The organism is Hoeflea ulvae (genome assembly GCF_026619435.1).
In the GTDB taxonomy this organism is placed as follows: Bacteria; Pseudomonadota; Alphaproteobacteria; order Rhizobiales; family Rhizobiaceae; genus Hoeflea; species Hoeflea ulvae.
Map to the genome: position 1 here is coordinate 3,842,762 of NZ_JAOVZQ010000001.1, position 21,789 is coordinate 3,864,550.

The following is a 21,789-nucleotide window of genomic DNA, read 5'->3' on the forward strand; positions in this document are numbered from 1 at the left end:
CTGCGCGGCGGCTCCGCGCGGCCCTGTGCCGGGCAGCCTACCCCATTCCACCGGCCTGACAACCGGTAACGAAATCGGGGGCTGCAAAATGAAAATCGATCATCGCCTTCATGTAGGGGGTCACCGACGGCCCGGCATCTGCGGGAGCGCGCACCACCACCATGTCCTCGATCTCCTGCTCGGGATCGGTGCGGATATGCTCGCGCATGCGCTCGACCAGCACCGCGGCAGGCTCATTGAGGCGGAAGCGGCGGAACACCGCCACCCGGTGGTCAAACCGCCAGCACCACAGCGGCTGTTCTGCTTCCGCACGCGCCAGATCATAGCCGGTCTCTTCCAGCGCCTCGCGCACGAAACCGCTTTCGACATCGACGCAGCCACCGCTGATGTCGTTCTCGTCGAGCGAGCCCGACGGCGCATAGACCTTGCCGGCATTGGCGGTGCGCGCAGCCATGCGGATCAGCAGCATGGCATTGTCCGAGGATATCATCACCGCCGAGCCGAACAGATGCCAGGCATCGGCGCGAGGCTGGGTCTTGATCCAGTGCAGCAGCGCCGCATAGGGCACCCGGTGGCTGATCCCCGTGACCACCCCGGCCTCGTGCCGCAATCCGCGGTGCAGCATCACCGTGCCGTTGAACAGCCATGGCCGCTCGACCTGTTCGCGCGCCCAGTGGGCATCGACTGCCTGCGCTTCGGCCTGATGCCAGGGATGCATGGCCTCGTCGACGCGGAGCCGGACGGCTTCGAGCCGGATCATGCGGTTTTGCGGAATGCCGGACATGCTCACGGGTCAGACCAGATCGAAGGTCATTGCCACCGGGCAATGATCCGACGCCTTGGGCCGGTCCCAGCCGGTGCGCGGATAGCGCTCGACATCCTGGCCTTCGGGAAACAGGGTGCGCCAGGGCTGACCGGCGCGGATGATGTCGGGCAGCCGGTCGCGGCTGGTGCGGGTCAGCGCCGGCGAGGCCAGCAGATAATCGAGCTGGCACAGATGCCGCTCCTGCGGCCCGCGGGTGTGGTACAGCGTCCAGCGGTCCCGCTCCGGCCGCCGCGCCACCACGTTTTCGGTGAATCCGTCACCGGTGAGCACCCCGACCGCACCGTCACCGGCGGGTTCGGCGGTAAACACATAGCCGCTGCGGCGGTCGCCGGTGATCGCCAGCCGCTCGGAATAGTCATTGCAGTCGCCGGCGATGATGTAGCGCTTGCCGCCGCCATCGGCGCCAAAGCGCTTGGCGATGATCTGCCGCACCGCCCGCGCCTCGGCCACCCGCACCGGCATGGTCAGGGTGCGGCCGTCTACGCCGTCGCGCGGACTGCCCATGGATTTGAAATGGACAACGTAAATCGTCAGCCGCTTGGAACCGATCCTGACATCGACCTCGAGGCAGTCGCGCTTGAAGATCTTGTCGCGCGGATGGGCGAGGCCTTCGAGTTCGGCGGTGTAGAGCCCCATCGATTCATAGGTCTGGTGCGCATGGCTGGTTACCGACAGGATCTCGATCCGGGCGCCGTCGAGCGTCTCCTCGCGCGCCAGCAGCGCCAGATTGATGCCGCGGCTGTCATTGGCCTCGATCAGCACCTTGTGGCGGTAGCCGTCGCCGATCATCTTGAACAGATAGCCATATTCGAAGCGGTGCAGCGTATCGAGATTTTCCACCTCCTGCAGGCAGATGATGTCGGCATCGGCCTCGGCGATTGCCAGCGCGGTCAATTGCCGCGTGTCATCGGTCAGCGACATGGCCCGGGCAATCTCGGCCTGGCGGTACTGCGCTTCGGAGCTGAACTCGTAAAGCTGCGCCACCCGGTCCTGCCTGAGCTCGTTGCGGAAGCCGGAAAAATCAAACCGGCTGAGCAGGTTTTCGGCATTGAAGGTGGCGATGCGAACACTCATGCGGGGGCTGGTTCCTGCTGTCATTGACGTTTGGCGAGACTAGGCAGCCATCCCGGCCACGGCAAGGCCAATCCCGCCGGCAATCACCCGGGACAGCCCGACCGCCCCGCTCAGCGTCCCTGCAACAGGTCCAGCACCAGCTGCTGGACATTGCCGCCCGCGCCCATCTCCATCTGGTCGAAGGCGCGGCCGCGGGCCCGCTGCTCGTCCGACAGCCGCTTGAGATGGCTCTGCAATTCGGCCCGCACCTTGGTGCAGCCGGGATCATTTTTGGCGCTGATGCCGGTGCTGACCGCCTCGATGGCGCGCACCATGTCGATGATATACTGGCCGTGCACCCGCTCGTGCTCCGCCAGCCCGTCGGCAAAGCGCTTCCAGCTCGATGCCACCGGGGACGGGATTTTTCCGCGCGGTTTTGGCAGCGTATAGGTGATGATCAGTTTCGGCCTGGCCGAGGCCAGCACGCAATCGCCGCCCCGCTCCTGGTAGTCGCGCTGCCAGGTCAGCTTGAAGGTGGTGTGGGCGATTGTGCGCCGGCCGTCGCCGATCACCGGGCCGTTGGCGCCGATCGATTCATACAGCGCCGCCCCGGTCTGGCCGCTGACCGGATAGGTCTTTGTCTGCTCGACCGCCTCCCAGGCCAGCGCCGGCTGGAAGCAGAGCGTGACTGTGGCCAGCAGCGTGGCGGATGAAATCAGGCGTCGGAAACGGGTCATGCGGCCTCACTTGGTCATCCCGGGATAAACCGGCTCTTGCGCAAAGGCCAGCCCGAAACCGGCAGGATTATGGCGATGCCCGCCGGCACACACTCATTGACTTGCATCAATGCGGCGCGCAACCATCCATCATCCATCATCAGGCGATGCACCGCAACGCCGGCACCAGGGGAGTTTGCCATGACACGCACAATGCTGATTTTCGCCGCCGGCCTGGCTTCAGGGATGACCGCTCTGGCGCCGGCGGCGCTGGCCGCGAGCTGTTTTGATCTCTGGTACGAACGCAACGCGATTTACGACCACAACGGCTACTGCTTTTCCTCCAATCTGGGCAAACGCACATTTGACAATTCCGATTGCTGGACCAAACACGCCAATCTGAGCCAGTGGGAAACCCGCCGCGTTGCCGAGATCAAGGCCGAGGAACGCCGCCGCGGCTGCAAGGTCAACAACTAGGCCGGCGACACAGGTTCGGGGGAAGTTTCCTTTCGGAGTGACTCTCGTCCAAAGTCAGGCTGCCGCCGGCAAGCCCGAAAGCAAACTGCCCCGCTGCATGTGGCCATTGTTCCCGACAGCAGGGCAAGCTTCGGACAGCCGCAAGGGATGCCGCGCGACAATGCCGCCGGGGTGTGGGCAGGAAATCAGTCCGGAGGGCCGCACGCGGGCAGAGCCTCTCTAGGATTTGGTATGGGTGGCGCTGTTCGCGCGCGGCCCGGAACCCGCCGGATGCTGTCCACATCCGACAGACGGCGCCTCGCCTCCCCCGGGATTTTCAGGCCCCGCCCGGATTGCTCCGGCCGCGATCGGGACAGACCGCGGGAGATGCTTTGGTCGCGTTCCGGCACGGACCCTGATGCGCCGGTGCGATGCCGCCCGGTGGCGCCCGAAAATTTCGGGCGCGGGCTGCATCCAGCCACATCATGTCCGCCACAGGCCCGTTCCGGTGTTTTCGCGCTCACCCGCCTTGCGGCAGCTTGACGCTGAACCCGGCCCGGTGGCTGGCTTTGCACGCTCCTCCCGAGAGGACCGCCCGCCAGCGGAACCGCGATGGCCTCCGCCTCCCCTCATCCGCTGCGCCACGTCAGCGCACCCGACCAAGGGCATTCCCCCCGCGTGGCTCGAAACGTTCGCGATCCATCCGGCAGCGGGAGTGCGACGAGTATCGCATGGGGGTGGAAGGTGTGGAAAAAATTGGGGTGGATTTGCGGATGGCTCCCCGGGTCCGGGCTCGGGGATAAAGACGGCGATACTGAAGATGACCATGGTGGCACGGCACGACGAAGAAAGGGGTTCGAGGCGAGTTGCGGTGTTAAAACGATCCCCAACGCCTGGCTGACGCTGGCTACGTTTTTCGCAGCGTCATCGTTTTGCTTGCGCGTGTTAAACACAAAATCAACTTTACATTGCATTTCTCGCCGACAGGGCAGAGTGTCGTGTCAGCTCATCAGGAGCAGGAGTGAATGCCATGAAAAGATGTCTCGTGCTGTCTGCGGTCATGTCGCTTGCGTCGGCCGGCCTCGCCCAGGCTCATGGCGGCGGATGCCGCAAGAGTTCACCGCCGGGCCAATGCTGCCATATGGAGAAGAGGACCGGCCAAGTGCATTGCCACTAAGCGTGCCAAGCGCGAATTCCTGTTGCCCAAACTCCGTCATTCCGGACTTGATCCGGTATCCAGCGGGCGAGCGTCCGCGAGCCGGAAGACCCGTCGTTGAACGGACATCACGAAAAGAGTCTTCCGCGCCTGCCGACGCAGGCGCTGCTGGACCCCGGATCGAGTCCGGGGTGACGGGTGGAGGGTGCCGCGTCCTACCTCACCCCTGGTGGGAGAGGATACAAAATCGCGGTCTTGGCAAAGCCAAGTCGCAGATTTTGTTGGTGAGGGGGTTCGGACGCCGGAAAGTGCGGCAATTACCCCGCTCTTGCAATTTCCAGCACCTGGCTGAAGCCAGGAGATGAGACAGCCTTCGGGCGGCGTCGGGCTCAGGCCTTCGTGCGCTGAAATCGGATTCTCCGATTTCTGGCCTTCTGCCACTGTTCCGAAGACTCCCACACCAAGCGGGAGAAAAACGCCCCGTCCCTGCCCTAGTTTTCCTCGATCGAAATGCCGCCTTCGCCGATCTTGATCTCGACGCCGGAGGTCTGCTGGTCCTGGTAGTACAGATAGCCGAGAATGGCGGCGCCGACGGCGAGGATGGCGATGACGATGGCAAGGGTCTGGCGGGACATGGCGTTGATCCTGAAAGCTGGCGCGGAGATGCGGCGAGCCAGCGATCTAGCATGGTTTTGACGGATGCAAAGCGAATTCGGCGGCGCGGCAGGCCGGGCCGCGATCAGCGCCAGCGCTCGTCGCGGTCCTTGGGCTCCAGCGCGCTCATCAGCGTGTCCCACATGTCCATGCCGGTTTCCATCACCGCGACATTGGCCTCATAGGCGATCTTCGTGCCGATCATGTCGACAAGTTCGGTGGCCAGATCAACGCCGCTGCCGCCGGCGGCCTCGCGCGTCACCGCCTTGACCCCGCCGCCGGGCGCCGCGACCATGTCGGTGCGCTTGCGGGTGTAATCGGGCGTGTCGGCATTGGCGATGTTGCTGGCGATCCCGTCGAGCCGCTGCTGCTGCGCGGCCATGCCGGAAAATGCCGTGGTGATGACGCTCGAGATCATGCGGCGCTGCTCCTTGAACGGGCAAGCCTAGCGCCGGGAGATTAGGAGCGGGTTAGCAAGGACAGTTAAGAAAGCATGTCGAAGGGCGCGCATTCTGCGCCGATCCGGCGGATGGACGCGGTGAGGCCTGGCGCGACCCGGATCCGCGCGCGCCGGCCCGACGCGCCCGGACCTGACGCGATCGGGTCCGGCGTGACCGGACGGGGCGACCGGGCCGGCGCAAACCGGCCAAGCTGGCCGAGCCGAACCGGACGCTCAGTCCCGCGGCTGCCGCGACAGCGCCGCCGCCAGCATGTCCCAGAAATCGGAATCGGATTCGGGCGCCGTGTTGGTGGCGGTATGGGTGATGACGGTCTCGCTGAGATCGAGCAGCTGGCTTACCAGGTCGACCGCGCCGGGGGACGGCCAGACCGCGGGCGCAATCCGCGCGGTCACCTTGCCACTGCCGGCCATGACCGGCAGCGGTGCGACGGTGTCGACCGCGGCGGTTTCGGGCATCGGGCTTGAGACCGCGCCGGAGGATGAAACAGGAAAGAGTTCTGGCATCTGGCTTGCACTCCTATGCGGAAGGTACGTTGCTGCCGGTGTCAGGGGCGCGCGAAGCCTAGCGCCCGCGGTTTTGAGCGGGCGTTAAACCGGGAAGCCGGAATTGAATCAAATGCAGGGAATGGCCCGGCGCGCGCTGCGGTGCGACCGTTCTGCCGCCCAGCCCGCGGGTTCGCAGTGGCCTGATCGCCTGTGCTGCGCGGGCAGATCCGGCAAGGGGCAGCCGCCCGTGAAGGCGGCATCGCGCGCTTTGCTCCGCGGCGCAGATCTCTCGCCCCGAAAAAGCAAAAGACCGGAGGTTCCGCCGCCAAGGCGCCTTGCATTCGATCATGTTCGTGCAAAGCGCGTTGGCGTTAGCTGTTTTCCGGACTCCGCCTTAGCGCCCCGGCCGTCCGGTCTTGCCAGGGCGGCGTTTTGAGCGCGCGGCTTCCGCCGGATCCTCATAGGATCCCGCGCCGACCTTGCCGCGCTTCAGGATCGGATCGGAATTCCTTTCGCTCGCGGCCGAGCGGGCTTCGCCCTGGCCTACGCGGGCGCCTCGCACTGGCTCGGACGGGCGGTCGCCCTTGCCGTCCACCGGACGGGGCTTCGCCGGGGTCTTGCCCGGAACCGGCTTCTCGGTGCGGCCGACGGTCATCTCGTCGAGATCGTTCTTGCGGAAATAGGAGGCCTTGTCCGGGGGCGCGGAGCCCGCAAGCGGTTTCACCATGTCGGTGCCGGGGCCCATATTGTCGAGCGTCGGCTTCTTGAAATAGCTCGATTCCGGATTGCGCAGGATATCGGGATTGGGGGCCTTGGAAGGCCCCCGCTGCGGCTTGCCGGTGGCCGCAGCCTTGCGCGACGCCTTGGTGTTCTCGATGCCGGCATCGCGGGCCATCGGGTCGTCCATCATGTCGAGCTCGACGGCTTTCAGCCGCTTGACCTCGTCGCGCAGACGGGCGGCGGTTTCGAAATCGAGGTCGGCGGCGGCATCGCGCATCTGCTTTTCCAGAGCCTCGAGATGCGCCTTGAGATTGGCGCCGACCATGACGCCTTCGCTGCCGGCCTGGCCCTTGCCGCCGGGAGACGAGATCGAGGCGCGGACATGGTCGCGCTCATAGACCGATTCGAGAATGTCGGAGATATGCGCCTTGACCGATTCCGGGGTGATGCCGTGGGCGGTGTTGTATTCTTCCTGCTTGGCGCGGCGGCGCGAGGTTTCCTCCATGGCGCGTTCCATCGAGCCGGTGATCTTGTCGGCATAGAGGATCACCTTGCCGTCGACATTGCGCGCCGCACGGCCGATGGTCTGGATCAGCGAGGTCTCGGAGCGCAAAAAGCCTTCCTTGTCGGCGTCGAGGATCGCCACCAGCCCGCATTCGGGGATGTCGAGGCCCTCGCGCAACAGGTTGATGCCGACCAGCACGTCGAAGGCGCCGAGCCGCAGGTCGCGAATGATCTCGATCCGCTCCAGCGTGTCAATGTCGGAATGCATGTAGCGCACCCGCACCCCCTGCTCGTGCAGATACTCGGTCAGATCCTCGGCCATGCGCTTGGTCAGCACCGTGCACAAGGTGCGGTAGCCGGCTTCGGCCGTGGCGCGGATTTCGCCGAGCACATCGTCGACCTGGGCCCGGGCCGGACGGACTTCCACCGGCGGGTCGATCAGGCCGGTGGGGCGGATCACCTGTTCGGCGAAGACGCCGCCGGCGGCTTCCATTTCCCAGTTGCCCGGCGTCGCCGAGACGGCGACGGTGCAGGGCCGCATCGCGTCCCATTCCTCGAAGCGAAGCGGCCGGTTGTCGAGGCACGAGGGCAGCCGGAAGCCATATTCGGCCAGCGTCGCCTTGCGGCGGAAGTCGCCCCGGTACATGCCGCCGATCTGCGGGATCGAGACATGGCTCTCGTCGATGAACAGAAGCGCGTTGTCGGGAATATATTCGAACAGCGTCGGCGGCGGTTCGCCGGGCGCACGGCCGGTGAGATAGCGCGAATAGTTCTCGATGCCCTGGCAGACGCCGGTGGCCTCGAGCATTTCGAGGTCGAAGCGGGTGCGCTGCTCGAGCCGCTGCGCCTCGATCAGCCGGCCCGAGGCCTCGAGTTCGGCGAGCCGGTGCTTGAGCTCCTCGCGGATCGATTTGGTGGCCTGGTTCAGCGTCGGCCGCGGCGTGACATAGTGCGAATTGGCGTAGATCTTGACGCTCTGCAGCTCGCCGGTCTTGTGGCCGGTGAGCGGGTCGAACTCGGCAATGCTCTCGATCTCGTCACCAAACAGCGTGATCCGCCAGGCCGCGTCCTCAAGGTGGGCCGGAAACAGTTCGATGGTGTCGCCGCGCACCCGGAACGAGCCGCGCTGGAAATCCATGTCGCGGCGCTTGTATTGCTGCGCCACCAGGTCGGCCAGCAATTGCCGCTGGTCGATGCGGTCGCCGACCGCCATCTGGAAGGTCATGGCGGTGTAGGTTTCCACCGAGCCGATACCGTAGATGCAGGACACGCTAGCCACGATGATGACGTCGTCACGCTCCATCAGCGAACGGGTGGCCGAGTGGCGCATCCGGTCGATCTGCTCGTTGATGGTCGATTCCTTCTCGATGAAGGTGTCGGTGCGCGGCACATAGGCTTCCGGCTGGTAGTAATCGTAATAGGAGACGAAATACTCGACCGCATTGTCCGGGAAGAAATTCTTGAACTCGGAATAGAGCTGGGCGGCCAGCGTCTTGTTCGGCGCCAGGATGACGGCGGGGCGCTGGGTCTCGGCGATCACCTTGGCCATGGTAAAGGTCTTGCCCGAGCCGGTGACGCCGAGCAGCACCTGGTTGCGCTCGTTCTCGTTCGCGCCTGCGACAAGATCGGCGATCGCGGTGGGCTGGTCGCCGGCGGGCGCGTAATCGGTGACCATGCGGATCTTGTGGCCGCCCTCGGATTTTTCCGGCCGCGCCGGGCGGTGCGGGGTCCAGGTCTTGCCGTTCTTGAACAGCGGGTTGCCGCTTTCAATCAGGTCGGACAGCGCCTGCACGGTGGCGGTGTTGGCGCTGGTGGCGCCCGAGGCTTCCGCCTCCTCCATCGACATGTCGAGCCCGGCCACGGCGTTGAGGCCTGCGGCGGAGCGGGCGCGCGGATCATTGCTGGCGCCGATCGAGGTGCCGCGGGCGGTCTTGGCGTTGCCGTCCTTGCCGGTGCTCTTGGCGGCCGTCTTCCTGGCCTTGCCCTTGGGCGGCAGGGCTGCGGCCTCCTCGACGCTGAGCTGGCCGGCCTTGCGCCGGTGCTTGCCGGCCTGCGAGCGGATCTCGCGGTTTTCGGCCTTGCGCCGCGCCTTGACGGCATCAAGCTCGGCTTCCTTGGCCAGGTCGGCGGCCCAGTCGGCAATCGAGCCGGAACTGGCGACGCGCTCGCCGCTGAGCGGCGCCTGCGGCGCCTCCTCGAAACCGTCGAATTCGGAGCCCGCAGGGCGGGATGATCTTGCAGGGGATTTGGCCATAGCGGCAATATGGGCAGAGTCGATGGCGAAAGAAAGGGGTGGCCGGGGCAAAGCGGGAACAAAACCGGCTGATGCTGACAGCGGGTGTCAGCAGGAGGCTCGGCGTACCCCATCGCACCGCGACATTCTCACCCTAGGCATATTCGCCGGATATGATACATACGGCTGCAATTCGAGCGGTGGTTCGGGCCCCGCTTGGGAGCCCTTACGCATCGCCTTGACCCGATGGAAAGACCGCATGGACACGACGCTGACTGCCCCTTTGATCTTTCTGGACCCGCAAGGGGTGATAACCGGCTGGAGTGACGGCGCCGAGCGGCTGCTGGGCTGGAAAGCCGACGACATTGTCGGCCGGCCCTATTCCGAGATCTATGACGACCGCGGCTTCTTCATCGGCCCCGACGGCGCGCTCGATCTCGATTCGGTTGCTGTTCCGACCCCGGACAAGGGCCAGGTCGTGGCGTTGCGCAGTTCGCAGACCAAGCATCTGCTGGAACGGCTCGACCTGACCATGACCAATGCCGATGTGATCGGATCGTGGAACTGGGACGTGTCGGACGACCTGATCATCACCGACGGCCGTTTTGCCGAAACCTTCGGCCTGTCGGCCAAACAGGCACAGAAGGGCCTGCCGCTGGAAGAATTCGTCAACAGGATCCATGAGGATGATCGGCCGCGGGTCGCGTCCGAAATCGTCAGCACCATCGAATCCGGCGGCGCCTACAGCACCGAATACCGGGTGGTGCGGCCCGACGGGTCGATTTCGCATGTGCTGGCCCAGGGCAAGCTTGTCGAGGGCAAGGACGGCAAATCCGACCGCTTTCCCGGCGTGCTGTTCGACGTTTCCGCGCGCCGCAAGGCGGAGATGGAGGCGCAGGCGCAACGCGAACGCTACCGCAACCTGTTCGAAAACCTCGAATCCGGCTTCTGCGTCATCCGCATGATCTGGGACGAGGACGGCAATCCGGTCGATTACGAGTTCCTCGAGGTCAACAAGGCCTTTGCCCGCCACACCGGCATCGAGGACGCGGTCGGCAAATGGATCCGCCGCGACATCGCGCCCGGCCATGAACAGTTTTGGTTCGATTTCTACGGCAAGGTGGCGCGCACCGGCGAATCCGCCAGCAGCGAAAGCCCGGCCAGCGAACTCGACAACCGCTGGTTCCAGGTCCAGGCCTTTGCCATTGACGGCGCCGGAAGCGACAATGTCGCGGTGCTGTTCACCGACAACACGGTCAGCAAACACGCTGAATTGTCGCTCAAGGCCAGCGAGGAGGAATTCCGCACCCTGTCGCAGTCGATGCTCAACCATGTCTGGACGGCGACGCCGGACGGCAAGATCGACTGGCTCAACGACCGGGTGGTGGCGTTCAGCGGGGTTCCGCAGGAACAAATCGCCGGCGACTCCTGGGGATCGATCGTCCATCCTGACGATCTGCCGGCCGCCGCCGCGGCTTGGCAAACGGCAATCGAGGCCGGCGAAGTGTACCAGACCGAGTTCCGGGTCCGCCGCCATGACGGCGTCTATCGCTGGCACGTGGTCCGGGCCACGCCGGTCAAGACCGAGCAGGGCGAGATCCGCCGCTGGGTCGGAACCAACACCGACATCGAACATGCCAAGCTCAACGAAGCCGCGCTGGCCGAGCTCAATGCCACGCTGGAAGAGCGCATTGCCGAGCGCACCGAGCAATTGCTGCAGTCGGAAAAGGCGCTGCAGCAATCGCAGAAGATGGAAACCATCGGCAAGCTGACCGGCGGCATCGCCCATGATTTCAACAACCTGCTCCAGGTGGTGGCCGGAAACCTGCAATTGCTGGCCAAGGATGTCGCCGGAAACGAGCGCGCCGAGGACCGGGTCAGGAACGCGCTGGCCGGGGTCGACCGCGGCGCCAAGCTGGCAAGCCAGCTGCTGTCATTCGGCCGCCGCCAGCCGCTGGAGCCGAAGGTGATCAATGTCGGCCGCTTCGTCACCGGCATGGAAGATCTGCTGCGCCGTTCCATCGGCGAGACCGTGGATTGCGAAATCATCATTGCCGAGCGACTTTGGAACACATCCGCCGACCCGACCCAGGTTGAAAACGCCATTCTCAACCTGGCCATCAATGCCCGTGACGCCATGGACGACACCGGCAAGCTGACGATCGAGGCAGGCAATGCCCGGCTTGATGACAGCTATACCGCCGGCATCGACGACGTCAGCAGCGGCGACTATGTGCTGATTGCGGTGTCCGACACCGGCAGCGGCATTGACGAGGAGACGCTGGACCAGGTGTTCGAACCGTTCTTCTCGACCAAGCCCGAGGGCAAGGGCACCGGCCTCGGCCTGTCGATGGTCTATGGCTTCGTCAAGCAGTCGGGCGGCCATATCAAGATCTACAGCGAGCCCGGCCACGGCACCACGGTCAAGCTCTATCTGCCGCGCTCCGTCGACGAGGAGCACCTGGAAGAGCAGATCCTGACCGGCCCAGCCGTCGGTGGCAGCGAAACCATCCTGGTGGTGGAAGATGACGACGAGGTCCGCGCTACCGTGGTGGCGACGCTGCGCGACCTTGGCTACAATGTGCTGACCGCGCGCGACGCGCAGGCCGGCTTGTCGGTCATCGAAAGCGGCATCCCGGTGGATGTGTTGTTTACCGATGTGGTGATGCCGGGAACGCTGAAAAGCCCGGAGATGGCCAAGATGGCTCGGGCCCAGCGGCCCGACCTGGTGGTGCTGTTCACTTCCGGTTACACCGAAAACTCCATCGTCCATGGCGGCAAGCTCGACCCTGGCGTGGAATTGCTGTCCAAGCCCTACACAAGGGAATCGCTGGACGGCCGCATCCGCCATCTCCTTGCCAACCAGAAGCAGCGCACCATGCCCGCAGCCAAACCGGACCAGACCAGCCCCGCAGCGCCCAATGCCGACAGGCTGACCATCATGCTGGTCGAGGACGAGGCGCTGATCCGCATCAACACCGCCGACATGCTTGAGGACATGGGCCATGCCGTCATCGAGGCGGGCACCGCCGCCCAGGCGCTGAAGGCAGCCGAGGAACAGGAGTTCGACATTCTGGTCACCGATGTCGGCCTGCCCGACATGAAGGGCGGCGATCTGGCCAAGGAAATACGGCGGCTCAGGCCTACGGTCGGCATCGTCTTTGCCACCGGCGAAAGCGAAGTGCCCGCCGGCGCCGATGAGGATGCGGTGCTGCTGATGAAGCCCTATTCCGACAACTCGCTGAAATCCGCGCTGAAACGGGTGCGGTGAGCCGTTCATCTTGAGTTGCAATTGAGCGCCCGGGTTTCGTGATCCGGCAAGAAATCTGCGGCAAGGCCGTCTGCCCTGCCCGCTCGAGACCACGGCCAAGACCGGAGCCGGGCAGCCGAAGCTGAACCGGGCATTAACGGCTCGTTAACCAAACATTCAGGGTTGGTGTGTTCGACAGGGGCATGAGATGAACAGCCGGAATGCACCGGCGTGACCAGACAGGGGCTTCACATGATCCGCAAAATTCTGACCGTGGCATCACTCACTCTGGCGCTTGCCGCCTGCAGCGACGAGAACAAGGACGCCAGGACGGAGACCGAGGCCGCTCCTGCCGTCTCGCAGGCCGACGCGCAGAAGGCCGAGGAAGCCGCCGCCGCGGCGAAGCTTGAAGCCGAAGCCCGCGCCGAGGCGGAACTCAGGGCGAAGGCCGAACGCGAAGCCCGCATCAAGCTCGAGGCCGAGGACAAGGTCCGCGCCGACATGGCCGCCGAAAAACAGGCTGCCGAAGCCGCCGAAGCCAAGGCCGCCGAAGACCGTGCGGCCCGGCAGGCCAAGGCGGATGAGGCCGCGGCTGCGCAGGCCGCCGCCGAAGCCAGGGCCAGGCAGGAAAACGAGAATTTCGAGCGGCTGCAGGCCGAGGAGGAGCTCCGGGTCAAGGCCGAACGCGAGGCCCGCATCAAGCTCGAGGCCGAGGAAAAGGTTCGCGCCGACATGGCTGCCGAAAAACGCGCCGATGAGCGGGCCGCGGCCCGGGCAGCCGACTATGAGGCCGCGCTGGCCGCGGAACAGGCCGCCGCCGACAAGGCCGCTGCGGAAGAAGCCGCAAGGCCGAAGACCGAGGAAGAGCTGAAAGCCGAAAAAATGCAGAAAACCATCAACGACGTCGGCAATGCGGTCAACGCCATCGGCAACCTGCTGGAAAAATCGAACTGAGCTGACGGGTGCCTGCCGCCGCCATCAAGGGCGGCGGGACGGCGCGTCGAGGGACATATATACGCCGGACCGGTCTTCGGATGGTCCGGCGAATTTGATGAAGACATTGAAGGAAGAAATTTATGTGTGAGCAATACGCGAAAGCGGCCATCAGCCGCCGGGGGCTTTTCGGAGGCGGTCTGGCTGTCGCCCTGACGGCAACGGCGGCCGGTTCCCGGGCATTTGCTCAAACCGACGAAACGCCACCAGCCACACCCGATCTGGCACTTCAGCGCCTCATCGACGGCAATGCGCGCTACGTGGCAAATACCGCGATCAACACGGATCATTCCGCCAGCCGGTCGGCCCGCTCGCTCGGGCAGCAGCCCTTTGCCGCCGTCGTCGCCTGTTCCGACTCCCGCGTCGTGCCGGAATTGATTTTCGACCAAGGGCCGGGCGACCTTTTTGTTGTCCGCGTTGCCGGCAACTTCATAAATGAAGACGGCTTGGCCAGCCTGGAATACAGCGCTGCGATTCTCGGCATCAAGACGATTGTTGTTCTCGGACATACATCCTGCGGAGCGGTTGGCGCCACCATCACGTCGATTCAGGACAATATCCTCCCGCCCGGACACCTGCCGAGCCTCGTCGATGCAATTCGGCCTGCCGTCTATGATGTCATGCACGGCAAGCCGAGTGACCTGCTGGCAGCAGCAACTGCGCAAAACGCCAAGCTCAACGCGGAAAAAGCAGCAGCCGCCGGTCCGATCCTCTCCGAATTTCACGCGTCAGGAAAGATCAAGTCCGCCGCCGCGGTCTATGACATCGCAACGGGGAAAGTGGAATTTCTGACGCTTGCATGACGCAGCTGCGCGCGGAGCCAAGGTGGCGCCGACCTTCGGATAGGTCAGGTGAATTTGGCTTCGCGTCCGGTTTACTGCCTGAGTTTCTCAAATGTCGCCTGCAATTGCGCCGCTGCTTGCCTGGCCTCGCTTGAGACTTCGCCTGACAGCAGGTCGGATTGCTCCAGTGGATCGGCGTCGAGATCAAACAGCATCTGCTGTGCGTCATCCATCGCCACCAGCTTGTATCGGGTGTCGCGAATGGCCCAGCCATAGACATCGGGGCCGGTCGGCGGGACGTCGGAAAAATGTTCGACATAGACATGGCTGCGGGTGCCGGGTGCCCCGCCAAGCACCGGCGCGAGATCGACGGCATCGGGCGTTTGCGGATGGATGCCAGTCTTGGCCGCGATGGTGGCAAACAGGTCGGTGGAATTGACCAGCGCATCGCTGCGGCCGGCGGCAATGCCCGGCCCCTGAATGATCAGCGGCACATGAGTGCCGCCTTCAAAGATGCTGCCCTTGGCCCCGCGCGCGCCATAAAAAGATCCGGCGACCTTGCCCGGCGTGCCGTTGTCACCGATGAACATCACCATCGTATTGGCCCGCACATCCTCCGGCATAGAGGCCAGCAGCCGGCCGATCTCTGTGTCCATCGCCTCGAGCATCGCGTTGTAATAGGGCAAGGGATTGCGCCGGATCTCGTCGGCATCATCAGCCAGGGTGCCGGCGCTGTGCAGCTCGGCCGGCGGCAGATGGAACGGCGCATGCGGCGCATTGTAGGCCAGCCACAGGAACCACGGGCTCTGTTGGGCCGCGACCCAGTTGATCGCCCGGTCGGTGAAGTCGGTCGTGGTGTAACCGTCGACCTCGATCGCCGCGCCGTTTTCCACGCCGTCCCAGTGGAAATAGTCCTTCACCGCTCCCTTGTAGGTGCCGTAGTAATCGGTGACGCCGAGCCGGGCTGGATGATCGAGCCCGTCTGCCGCTCCGGCGAGATGCCATTTACCGATGACGGCGCTGGCATATCCATTGCCGCCGAGCACATCGAACAGGCTGGTTTCATCGGGCGACAGCCCGGTGCCGCCCTGCGGTGTGATGGCCGCACCGACCCCGGTGCGAAAGCCGTATCTGCCGGTGATCATCGTCGCCCGGGTCGGCGAGCAGGTCGGCGCCGCATAGGCCGCGTCGAACACCATGCCCTGGCGGCACAATTCCTCGACAACCGGCATCGGCGCCTGGTCCTCGCCGACCTGGTAGCAGCGCGAGGCGTCCAGCCCCATGTCGTCGGCGATGATCAGCAGGATATTGGGTTTTTTGGATGCGGTCTGCGCCGCGGCCGGCCCGGTGGAGAATGCGGCAGCAATGATCGCCACGGCGGCCAGGCCCGCCAGGAGCCGCATCCGCTGCGGCTTTCCGCGGGAGCGGGTCATGGCCGCGGTTTCGCAAATGACGGATCCGGCTGGCCGGAGAAGCACTTGATCACCCAGGGATAGCTGTCGGTGACATAATAGCCATATTGGCCGTTGACCACCATGCCGTTGCAGGCGTCGAGATCGCCGGTGCCGGTGAACTCGAAATCATCGACATACATGCCGTCATGGTCCCCGCCGGGATCGCTGGCCGAGGACGGGCGGGCGCCGGGCTTGAGGCTGTAGCCGGATATGGCCTTGCGCACGGCGCCGCTTTCGTCCTTGAACCAGCTGCCAAAGACCGGAAAACCGTCGGCGGCAAAGCCAATCACCGGCGAGCCGTCGGCGCCGGGCTGATCGTCAAACATCGCCATCGGGTTGCCGTGATAATGGTACTGGCCATTGGGCTGGGTGTGGGCGTGATGGATGTCGGCGCCGAAGCCGGCGCCGGGTCCCAGCGGGTCGAGCAGCCATTTGTCGGTCGAGCGGCAGCCGATCGCCACATTGCCATTGGCATCGACCCGGTTGCCATCGGGCCGGTAGCAGCCGGCCGACAGGATGTCGACAACCACGCCATTGAGCAGGATCGCATCATAGCTGCGCTGGTCGAGCGCGGTTGCCGAGCTGTGCCGTTTCGGATTGCGCGGGATGCGGAAGCTGCCGGAAATTTCCGTCACAGGAGCGACGAAATCGCGGCCGCTGCCCTCGCCGGTGTCGTGATTGGGGATCGAGTTGGACTCGAGCACGCAGTGATCGTCAAAGGCCGTGACATGCACAGCACCCGTGAGCGCGCGGTCTTGCTGGGTGTCGGTGACGCGCGAGGAATAGCGGTTTTCGTAACTGGCGCAATCGGCCCGGGTTTCAGCAAAGATCGCATTGGTGATGTCGATGCTGGTGGTCTCATGCGCGGTCGCCGGATGCGCCATCGCAACCGCCGCAAAACCTGCCAGCAGCGCGCATGCATCGCGCGCGGCTCTCCGGGTCACTGGCGGAAGCAAAGTCATGGGGGCGTCCTTTCGTACATATATTCATAATGCTGCAATGAAAACAGTAACCGCCGGGTGCTCGAAAATGAACTTACCATTTGGACAGGTCGCGAGGGGACGGCGGGTTCGGCTAGTCTCGATCCGCCTTCTCCGCCCGGCCGGGGCCGCGTCCGCCAAGGGCATTGCGCAATTCATGGGTCAGGCCGGCAAGCTGCGCGGCCTTTTCCACACCCAGCGTGTCGGCGATCATCCGGTCGATGTCGGACCAGGCCTTGTAGACTTCCGAAAGCACATCGCGGCCCTTGCCTGAGAGCGCAAGCACATAGCTGCGCGCCTCGTCGGGATGCGATGTGCGCGAGATATAGCCGGCCTGCAGCAGTCTTGCGGTCATCGTGCTCATGCTGGCGGGCGTGAGATCAAATTCGCGCGCGAGCTCTGCCTGCGAGGCCTTGCCCATCCGGTCTAGCGCATCCAGAACCCGCGCCTGGCGCGGGTGAATGTCCAGATCGGCCAGTCTCAGACGCAGCCGCTCCTCCACGAGAGCGGAGGAATGAAGCAGGAAATGAAGTCTGTGCGGCTCGGTTTGCATGCCTGATATTAGTATGCTAACTATAGAGCCATTGCAAGACACCATCTCCGTGCCCCGCGACCCGAGCGAAAAAATTCGATGACACGATACAAAGCCCTTGCCCTGACATCCGCCCTCATCGCGGGCATGGCTGCCGCGAGCACGGCGGCTTCGGCCCAGACGGAAACCGACACCATCTCCCGGATCTCCGCATTCTTCCAGGGTGCCGATCTGCGCGGCGCGCCGGAAATCGTCGACTGCACGCTTTCGGGCGGAGCCCGGACCAGGTGCGTCTTGATCACTCTCAAGGCCGAGCCGAAAGGCTACACACCCGGCCCCTGGTGTCCGGGCAATATTTCCGACGGTGCCGAGGCCGGCGGCATCTGGCTCAAGGATGGCGAGGTGCACGATGTTGACGGCAGCTTCATCAAGAATCTTGCCGAACTTTATGGCGACACCGAATGGCAGCTCTACGATCCCGACACGGGCGACATCCGCTTCACCGGCACCTTGCAGGCCTGCGAGGCCGCCGCACGCCCCGATGTCGATCCGGCCTATCAGAACTATTGCGTCCAGTGCCTGCCGGAATACATGCCCGAAAATGCGACCGTGACCTTTGTCATCCCGCTGGAACCGCAGCCCGCGGGCCGGCCGCAGCCGACACATTTCTCCGGGTCCGGCATCGCCTATAACGGCATCCGGCTCGATGGCCCGGCTCCGCTCGACGCGATCCTCGCCGCCCACACCATCGCGCCCTTTGATGATTGCGGCGGTCACGTCAACACCCATGTCGGGTATCACTACCACGCGGTCACAGACTGCCTCAAGCAGGCGCCAGCCACATTCGGCCCGGTTCCCGCCGAGCATGGCACCCAGATCGGCATCGCCATGGATGGCTACCAGATCTTTCCGCATCTGATGGTGGCGGGCACCGAACCCGACGATCTCGACAGCTGCAATGGCCACGAAAGCGAAGATGGCAGCTATCATTACCATGCCGGCGCGGCCGGTTCGAACGCCATTCTGGGGTGCCTGACCGCCCAGGCCGGCTGCGTGTTTGAAGCCGGCACGGCCACCTGCGATGCATCGAAACCTCCGCCGCGCCCGTGAAAGGACTGACGGTGATGGGCAAGACGCGTGCGGGATGGCTTGGTTTCATGCAAGCCGACGGCACGGCCTATCCGGCCGTGACCATGGCCTTCACATTGCTCAGCGTCGCCGGCCTGTGGTCGGCCTCGAGCTACGGCTATTACGCCCTCGTCAACGCGCTGGGACTGGAAAGCGGCTACAATGATGCGCCGGGCCTGTTCGCCGCCTATTACCTGATCTGGTCCGGACTGGCCGTGTTGTGGTTCCGCCGGGTGCTTGCCGACAGCCTGGTGCGCCACAGGATCCTCGCCCATATCAGGGCGATGGCGCCGGTCATGCTCGGATTTGCCATTTTCGTCGCCGTCATCCTGCCCACCCTGCCGCCGGTCTCGGTCTGGCGGGCGCCCAGCGATCCGCCCGAATTCATGTTCGCGTCCGGCTGGTACTATCTGCCAAAGTCGACCGACATCCTGTTCCAGCAGGTTCTGGTGGCCTCGATGATCTTCACGGCCTCGCGGTTGAAATTCCCGATGCCGGTCATCGCCATCGGCATGGGGCTGATGTTCGGTGGCTTCCATATCCTGCTGGCACTGGATGGTTTCACGCCGCTCTACGTGACGCGCTTCACCCTGGCGGCAACATTGTTCGGTCTTGTCGTGCCCTATCTGTATCTGCGCATGAAGCATGGCTTCCGCTGGGCCTATGGCCTGCACTGGTCATTCTATGCTCTCGATGCAGCCATCACGCATTTTGTTCTGGCTGTCCCGCGCTGGGCGATACCCTGACGCCATTCCGATCGCAAGGGCTGACGAGAGGCGCACCCCGCGAGCCTGTCCCGGGCCCCCGCATCACATCTCAAGCAGCCATAGGGATGCTGCCTGATGCCGAACATCATCTTGAGCTCGTTGATCTGCTTGCGCGCGGTGAGGAGGACGCGGGTTAAGCGGAGGTGGCTTTCGGAGAGGAGTAACGGTTTTCTCAACTGGCTCAATCGGCCTGCGTGCCGGCAACGGTCTCGTTGCTGCTGTCGACACTGGCGGTCTCATGCGTGATGGCGCAAACGGCAGGAAAATTTCGCGGTAACCCGCCTCGGCCGAAACAACTTTTGGTTTTATCTCGTCAACTCCTCACCAAGAATTCAGGGATAGTTAAGGGTTGGCGCCATACACTTTGCGGTAGAAATTTGAATACATTTTTTCAACTTGAAACCCGTGTCCGATGTTCAGCATTCGCACAAACCATTCCGCCATGAGTGCGCTTGCCACGCTGCGGCAGATCAACGCCCAGATGGAAACCACGATGCAGCGCATCTCGACCGGGTTGCGGGTCAACGATGCGTCGGACAATGCCGCCTACTGGTCGATCGCAACCACCTTGCGGTCGGACCTCAAGGCCAAGAGCGCCGTTGTCGACGCGCTGGGCCTGTCTCGCGCCATGACGGATATTGCCTCGGCCGGCATGAGCCAGGCGGTCGACATCGCCGGCGAAATCAAGGCCAAGCTGGTCCTTGCAAGCGAACCCGGAGTGGACAAGACAAAGATCAACAAGGAACTCGATGAGCTCAAGGCGCAGCTTCGCAATGTTGCGCAAAGCTCGTCCTTCAATGGCCAGAACTGGCTTTACGGCTCGCCCGGGATCGTCTCCATGCCGGCCTCGACCAAGGACTATGGCGGCTTTGTCAGTGTCGGCTATATCGAGGTGGACAAAAGCGAGACAACACTGATCGATCCCGCTGACGACAGCAACGGAATTCTGACAGTGGACAGGGATGTCACCACGGCGGGCGGCTCTGCCGAAACATTCTACCTGCTCGGCTCGGGAACATCGGGAACTGCAAAACAGATCACGCTCGACGCCAACACCACCGCCGATGAGTTGAGCGGCATGGTCCAGGCCATGGACGACATGGAAAAGGATCTGATCGATGCCAATGCCATGCTTGGGATCAAGGCAAATGGCATCGAAAGGCAGGAAGCCTTCACCAGGAAGCTGATTGAAGTGTCGAAGAAAGCGCTCGGTCGTCTGGTGGATGCGGATATGGCCGAGGAATCAACCCGGCTCAAAGCCCTGCAGGTGCAACAGCAGCTGGCGATCCAGGCGCTGTCTATTGCCAATTTCCAACCCAACATGATCCTGCAACTGTTCAGATAACGCGGCAGACCGCAGCACCATCACGCCTCGAGCAGGCCTTCGAGATAATGCTGCCTGATGCCGAACATGGTTTTGAGCTCGGAGATCTGCCTGCGCACGGTGTCGGGATCGCGGGCTGAGCGCAGGTCGGATTCGGCGACGATCAGATTGTTTTTTGGCGTGTGTGCGTCGGAGACGAATTCGAACACCTTGGTGCGGTAGCCGTGAAGTTCGAGCAGCAGCGCGCGCAGCGTGTCGGTGAGCATTTCGGCCTGCCGCTCGACGAAGATGCCGTGGCGCAGCAGCGGGTTGAGCCGCTGGTCGGGATGGCCGTCGGCCATCTGCCGGCGGATCTGCTTGTGGCAGCACGGCGCCACCGCGATCAGCGCCGCCCCTGCACGGATGCCCTTGAAGATGGCATCATCGGTGGCGGTATCGCAGGCATGCAGCGCAATCACCGCATTGGCACCGCTGGCGTCGAAATCCATGATGGTGCCGGTCTCAAAACTCAGGCCCCCAAAACCTGATTTCCGCGCCGTGGCATTGCCGTCATTCACCAGTTGCTCACGCATCTCGACGCCGACAATGCGCACCGGGTGGGAGACGACCGTGGCGAGATAGTCATAGAGCGCGAAATCGAGATAGCCCTTGCCCGCACCCATGTCGACGATCAGCGGACTCTCCACTTTAAGCGCCTGAATCAAAGGCGCAAAGATTTCCACCATCTTGTTGATTTGACGGAACTTGTCCTGGGCGTTGTGGCGCACGGCGCCGTCCTTGCCGGTGATGCCGAGCGCCTTGAGCCAGGGCTTGTCGGTGGCGGCCAGCGGCCGGTTCTTGGTGCGGTTGTGATCGGTCGAGGGTGCGGCGCGGCCACTCACCTCGGTGCGCTTGAGCTTGGTCCTGGCGCCGTGGCGCTCGAAATCCAGGTCGAAATCGGTGGTCGCCAACTGGGCGCTGCCAAAGCTTTCGCTCAAGGCTGTACGCAGCAGATCCAGCGCCTCGGCTTCGAAGTAATTCTTGATGGTGTCGCGGGTCTTGTAGCGCCAGGTGAAGGAGTATTTGTCACCGGCCTTGACCGTGATCTTCTTGATCTCGGCCAGCTTCAGATCCGGCTCGGTGCCGTGATAGCCGCCGAGCTTGAGACGGACCAGGGCGCCGCTCTGGAACGCGGTCCTGGTGGCGCTCAACAGCTCTTCGAGATGATCGGGAGTGGTCAATGGTATTCCTTCGGGGTCAGAAATCGGCGTGCCGGCAAAGTTCGTGCCCGGCGAAGCTCCTTCTACGCTCCCGGGCGGAAGATGCAAATTGGCAT

At 63.8% G+C, this 21,789-nt stretch carries 18 protein-coding genes; 7 read left to right on the top strand and 11 right to left on the bottom strand.

Annotated features, from left to right (window positions below; all coding sequences use genetic code 11):
• Window positions 1-37: 37 nt before the first annotated feature.
• The 3 genes from OEG82_RS18310 to OEG82_RS18320 all read right to left on the bottom strand — a co-directional run bounded on the left by OEG82_RS18310 (window position 38) and on the right by OEG82_RS18320 (window position 2,616).
• Entirely contained in the window at window positions 38-790 is a 753-nt protein-coding gene (locus OEG82_RS18310; RefSeq protein ID WP_267613814.1) for an NUDIX hydrolase, read from the bottom strand.
• A gap of 3 nt (window positions 791-793) precedes the next feature.
• Window positions 794-1,900, bottom strand: coding sequence for an endonuclease/exonuclease/phosphatase family protein (locus OEG82_RS18315; protein ID WP_267613815.1), 1,107 nt, complete (start codon window positions 1,898-1,900; stop codon window positions 794-796).
• A 110-nt stretch (window positions 1,901-2,010) separates the two neighbouring features.
• A complete protein-coding gene (locus OEG82_RS18320; protein WP_267613816.1) occupies window positions 2,011-2,616 on the bottom strand; it encodes a DUF922 domain-containing Zn-dependent protease in 606 nt (201 codons plus the stop codon).
• Between the two features lie 180 nt (window positions 2,617-2,796).
• On the opposite strand from OEG82_RS18320, the gene OEG82_RS18325 reads away from it, so the two are divergent.
• Window positions 2,797-3,072, top strand: coding sequence for a YARHG domain-containing protein (locus OEG82_RS18325; RefSeq protein ID WP_267613817.1), 276 nt, complete (start codon window positions 2,797-2,799; stop codon window positions 3,070-3,072).
• A gap of 1,626 nt (window positions 3,073-4,698) precedes the next feature.
• On the opposite strand, the gene OEG82_RS18330 is transcribed toward OEG82_RS18325, so the two are convergent.
• The 4 genes from OEG82_RS18330 to uvrB all read right to left on the bottom strand — a co-directional run bounded on the left by OEG82_RS18330 (window position 4,699) and on the right by uvrB (window position 9,285).
• Window positions 4,699-4,842, bottom strand: a complete 144-nt coding sequence (locus OEG82_RS18330) for a hypothetical protein (RefSeq protein ID WP_267613818.1) — start codon at window positions 4,840-4,842, stop codon at window positions 4,699-4,701.
• Between the two features lie 104 nt (window positions 4,843-4,946).
• On the bottom strand, window positions 4,947-5,279 hold the full coding sequence (locus OEG82_RS18335) for a flagellar basal body rod protein FlgC (RefSeq protein ID WP_267613819.1): 333 nt from the start codon (window positions 5,277-5,279) through the stop codon (window positions 4,947-4,949).
• A 255-nt stretch (window positions 5,280-5,534) separates the two neighbouring features.
• Entirely contained in the window at window positions 5,535-5,825 is a 291-nt protein-coding gene (locus OEG82_RS18340; protein WP_267613820.1) for a hypothetical protein, read from the bottom strand.
• A gap of 376 nt (window positions 5,826-6,201) precedes the next feature.
• Window positions 6,202-9,285, bottom strand: coding sequence for an excinuclease ABC subunit UvrB (uvrB, locus tag OEG82_RS18345; RefSeq protein WP_324288962.1), 3,084 nt, complete (start codon window positions 9,283-9,285; stop codon window positions 6,202-6,204).
• 238 nt (window positions 9,286-9,523) lie between these two features.
• Here uvrB and OEG82_RS18350 point away from each other — a divergent pair, with 238 nt between their 5' ends.
• The 3 genes from OEG82_RS18350 to OEG82_RS18360 all read left to right on the top strand — a co-directional run bounded on the left by OEG82_RS18350 (window position 9,524) and on the right by OEG82_RS18360 (window position 14,310).
• Entirely contained in the window at window positions 9,524-12,535 is a 3,012-nt protein-coding gene (locus tag OEG82_RS18350; protein ID WP_267613821.1) for a PAS domain-containing protein, read from the top strand.
• Between the two features lie 231 nt (window positions 12,536-12,766).
• Complete coding sequence (locus tag OEG82_RS18355; protein ID WP_267613822.1) at window positions 12,767-13,468, top strand: hypothetical protein; 702 nt, start codon at window positions 12,767-12,769, stop codon at window positions 13,466-13,468.
• 122 nt (window positions 13,469-13,590) lie between these two features.
• Window positions 13,591-14,310, top strand: coding sequence for a carbonic anhydrase (locus tag OEG82_RS18360; protein ID WP_267613823.1), 720 nt, complete (start codon window positions 13,591-13,593; stop codon window positions 14,308-14,310).
• 71 nt (window positions 14,311-14,381) lie between these two features.
• On the opposite strand, the gene OEG82_RS18365 is transcribed toward OEG82_RS18360, so the two are convergent.
• From OEG82_RS18365 to OEG82_RS18375, 3 genes are all read right to left on the bottom strand, one after another.
• Window positions 14,382-15,722 carry a sulfatase-like hydrolase/transferase gene (locus tag OEG82_RS18365; RefSeq protein WP_267613824.1) on the bottom strand — a complete coding sequence of 447 codons (1,341 nt, stop codon included), beginning with the start codon at window positions 15,720-15,722 and terminating at the stop codon, window positions 14,382-14,384.
• Window positions 15,719-16,705: a YHYH protein gene (locus tag OEG82_RS18370; RefSeq protein WP_267613825.1), complete on the bottom strand. Its 987-nt coding sequence runs from the start codon at window positions 16,703-16,705 to the stop codon at window positions 15,719-15,721. Before OEG82_RS18370 ends, OEG82_RS18365 begins: the two co-directional genes overlap by 4 nt.
• Window positions 16,706-16,817: 112 nt before the next feature.
• Window positions 16,818-17,276: a MarR family winged helix-turn-helix transcriptional regulator gene (locus tag OEG82_RS18375; RefSeq protein WP_267613826.1), complete on the bottom strand. Its 459-nt coding sequence runs from the start codon at window positions 17,274-17,276 to the stop codon at window positions 16,818-16,820.
• 78 nt (window positions 17,277-17,354) lie between these two features.
• Between OEG82_RS18375 and OEG82_RS18380 the strand changes: the two genes are divergently transcribed.
• From OEG82_RS18380 to OEG82_RS18390, 3 genes are all read left to right on the top strand, one after another.
• Window positions 17,355-18,365, top strand: a complete 1,011-nt coding sequence (locus OEG82_RS18380) for a YHYH protein (RefSeq protein WP_267613827.1) — start codon at window positions 17,355-17,357, stop codon at window positions 18,363-18,365.
• Between the two features lie 14 nt (window positions 18,366-18,379).
• On the top strand, window positions 18,380-19,129 hold the full coding sequence (locus tag OEG82_RS18385) for a hypothetical protein (RefSeq protein WP_267613828.1): 750 nt from the start codon (window positions 18,380-18,382) through the stop codon (window positions 19,127-19,129).
• A 433-nt stretch (window positions 19,130-19,562) separates the two neighbouring features.
• Window positions 19,563-20,495 carry a flagellin N-terminal helical domain-containing protein gene (locus tag OEG82_RS18390; RefSeq protein ID WP_267613829.1) on the top strand — a complete coding sequence of 311 codons (933 nt, stop codon included), beginning with the start codon at window positions 19,563-19,565 and terminating at the stop codon, window positions 20,493-20,495.
• A 20-nt stretch (window positions 20,496-20,515) separates the two neighbouring features.
• Here the strand turns inward: OEG82_RS18390 and OEG82_RS18395 are convergent, their stop codons facing one another.
• Window positions 20,516-21,694: a class I SAM-dependent methyltransferase gene (locus OEG82_RS18395; protein ID WP_267613830.1), complete on the bottom strand. Its 1,179-nt coding sequence runs from the start codon at window positions 21,692-21,694 to the stop codon at window positions 20,516-20,518.
• Window positions 21,695-21,789: the final 95 nt, after the last annotated feature.

Coding starts and splice junctions, on each gene's coding strand:
- OEG82_RS18335 (WP_267613819.1), bottom strand. CDS start 5,279: ATGATCTCGAGCGTCATCACCACGGCATTTTCCGGCATGGCCGCGCAG.
- OEG82_RS18380 (WP_267613827.1), top strand. CDS start 17,355: ATGACACGATACAAAGCCCTTGCCCTGACATCCGCCCTCATCGCGGGC.
- OEG82_RS18340 (WP_267613820.1), bottom strand. CDS start 5,825: ATGCCAGAACTCTTTCCTGTTTCATCCTCCGGCGCGGTCTCAAGCCCG.
- OEG82_RS18365 (WP_267613824.1), bottom strand. CDS start 15,722: ATGACCCGCTCCCGCGGAAAGCCGCAGCGGATGCGGCTCCTGGCGGGC.
- OEG82_RS18390 (WP_267613829.1), top strand. CDS start 19,563: ATGTTCAGCATTCGCACAAACCATTCCGCCATGAGTGCGCTTGCCACG.
- OEG82_RS18320 (WP_267613816.1), bottom strand. CDS start 2,616: ATGACCCGTTTCCGACGCCTGATTTCATCCGCCACGCTGCTGGCCACA.
- OEG82_RS18325 (WP_267613817.1), top strand. CDS start 2,797: ATGACACGCACAATGCTGATTTTCGCCGCCGGCCTGGCTTCAGGGATG.
- OEG82_RS18360 (WP_267613823.1), top strand. CDS start 13,591: ATGTGTGAGCAATACGCGAAAGCGGCCATCAGCCGCCGGGGGCTTTTC.
- OEG82_RS18330 (WP_267613818.1), bottom strand. CDS start 4,842: ATGTCCCGCCAGACCCTTGCCATCGTCATCGCCATCCTCGCCGTCGGC.
- OEG82_RS18375 (WP_267613826.1), bottom strand. CDS start 17,276: ATGCAAACCGAGCCGCACAGACTTCATTTCCTGCTTCATTCCTCCGCT.
- uvrB (WP_324288962.1), bottom strand. CDS start 9,285: ATGGCCAAATCCCCTGCAAGATCATCCCGCCCTGCGGGCTCCGAATTC.
- OEG82_RS18315 (WP_267613815.1), bottom strand. CDS start 1,900: ATGAGTGTTCGCATCGCCACCTTCAATGCCGAAAACCTGCTCAGCCGG.
- OEG82_RS18370 (WP_267613825.1), bottom strand. CDS start 16,705: ATGACTTTGCTTCCGCCAGTGACCCGGAGAGCCGCGCGCGATGCATGC.
- OEG82_RS18385 (WP_267613828.1), top strand. CDS start 18,380: ATGGGCAAGACGCGTGCGGGATGGCTTGGTTTCATGCAAGCCGACGGC.
- OEG82_RS18350 (WP_267613821.1), top strand. CDS start 9,524: ATGGACACGACGCTGACTGCCCCTTTGATCTTTCTGGACCCGCAAGGG.
- OEG82_RS18355 (WP_267613822.1), top strand. CDS start 12,767: ATGATCCGCAAAATTCTGACCGTGGCATCACTCACTCTGGCGCTTGCC.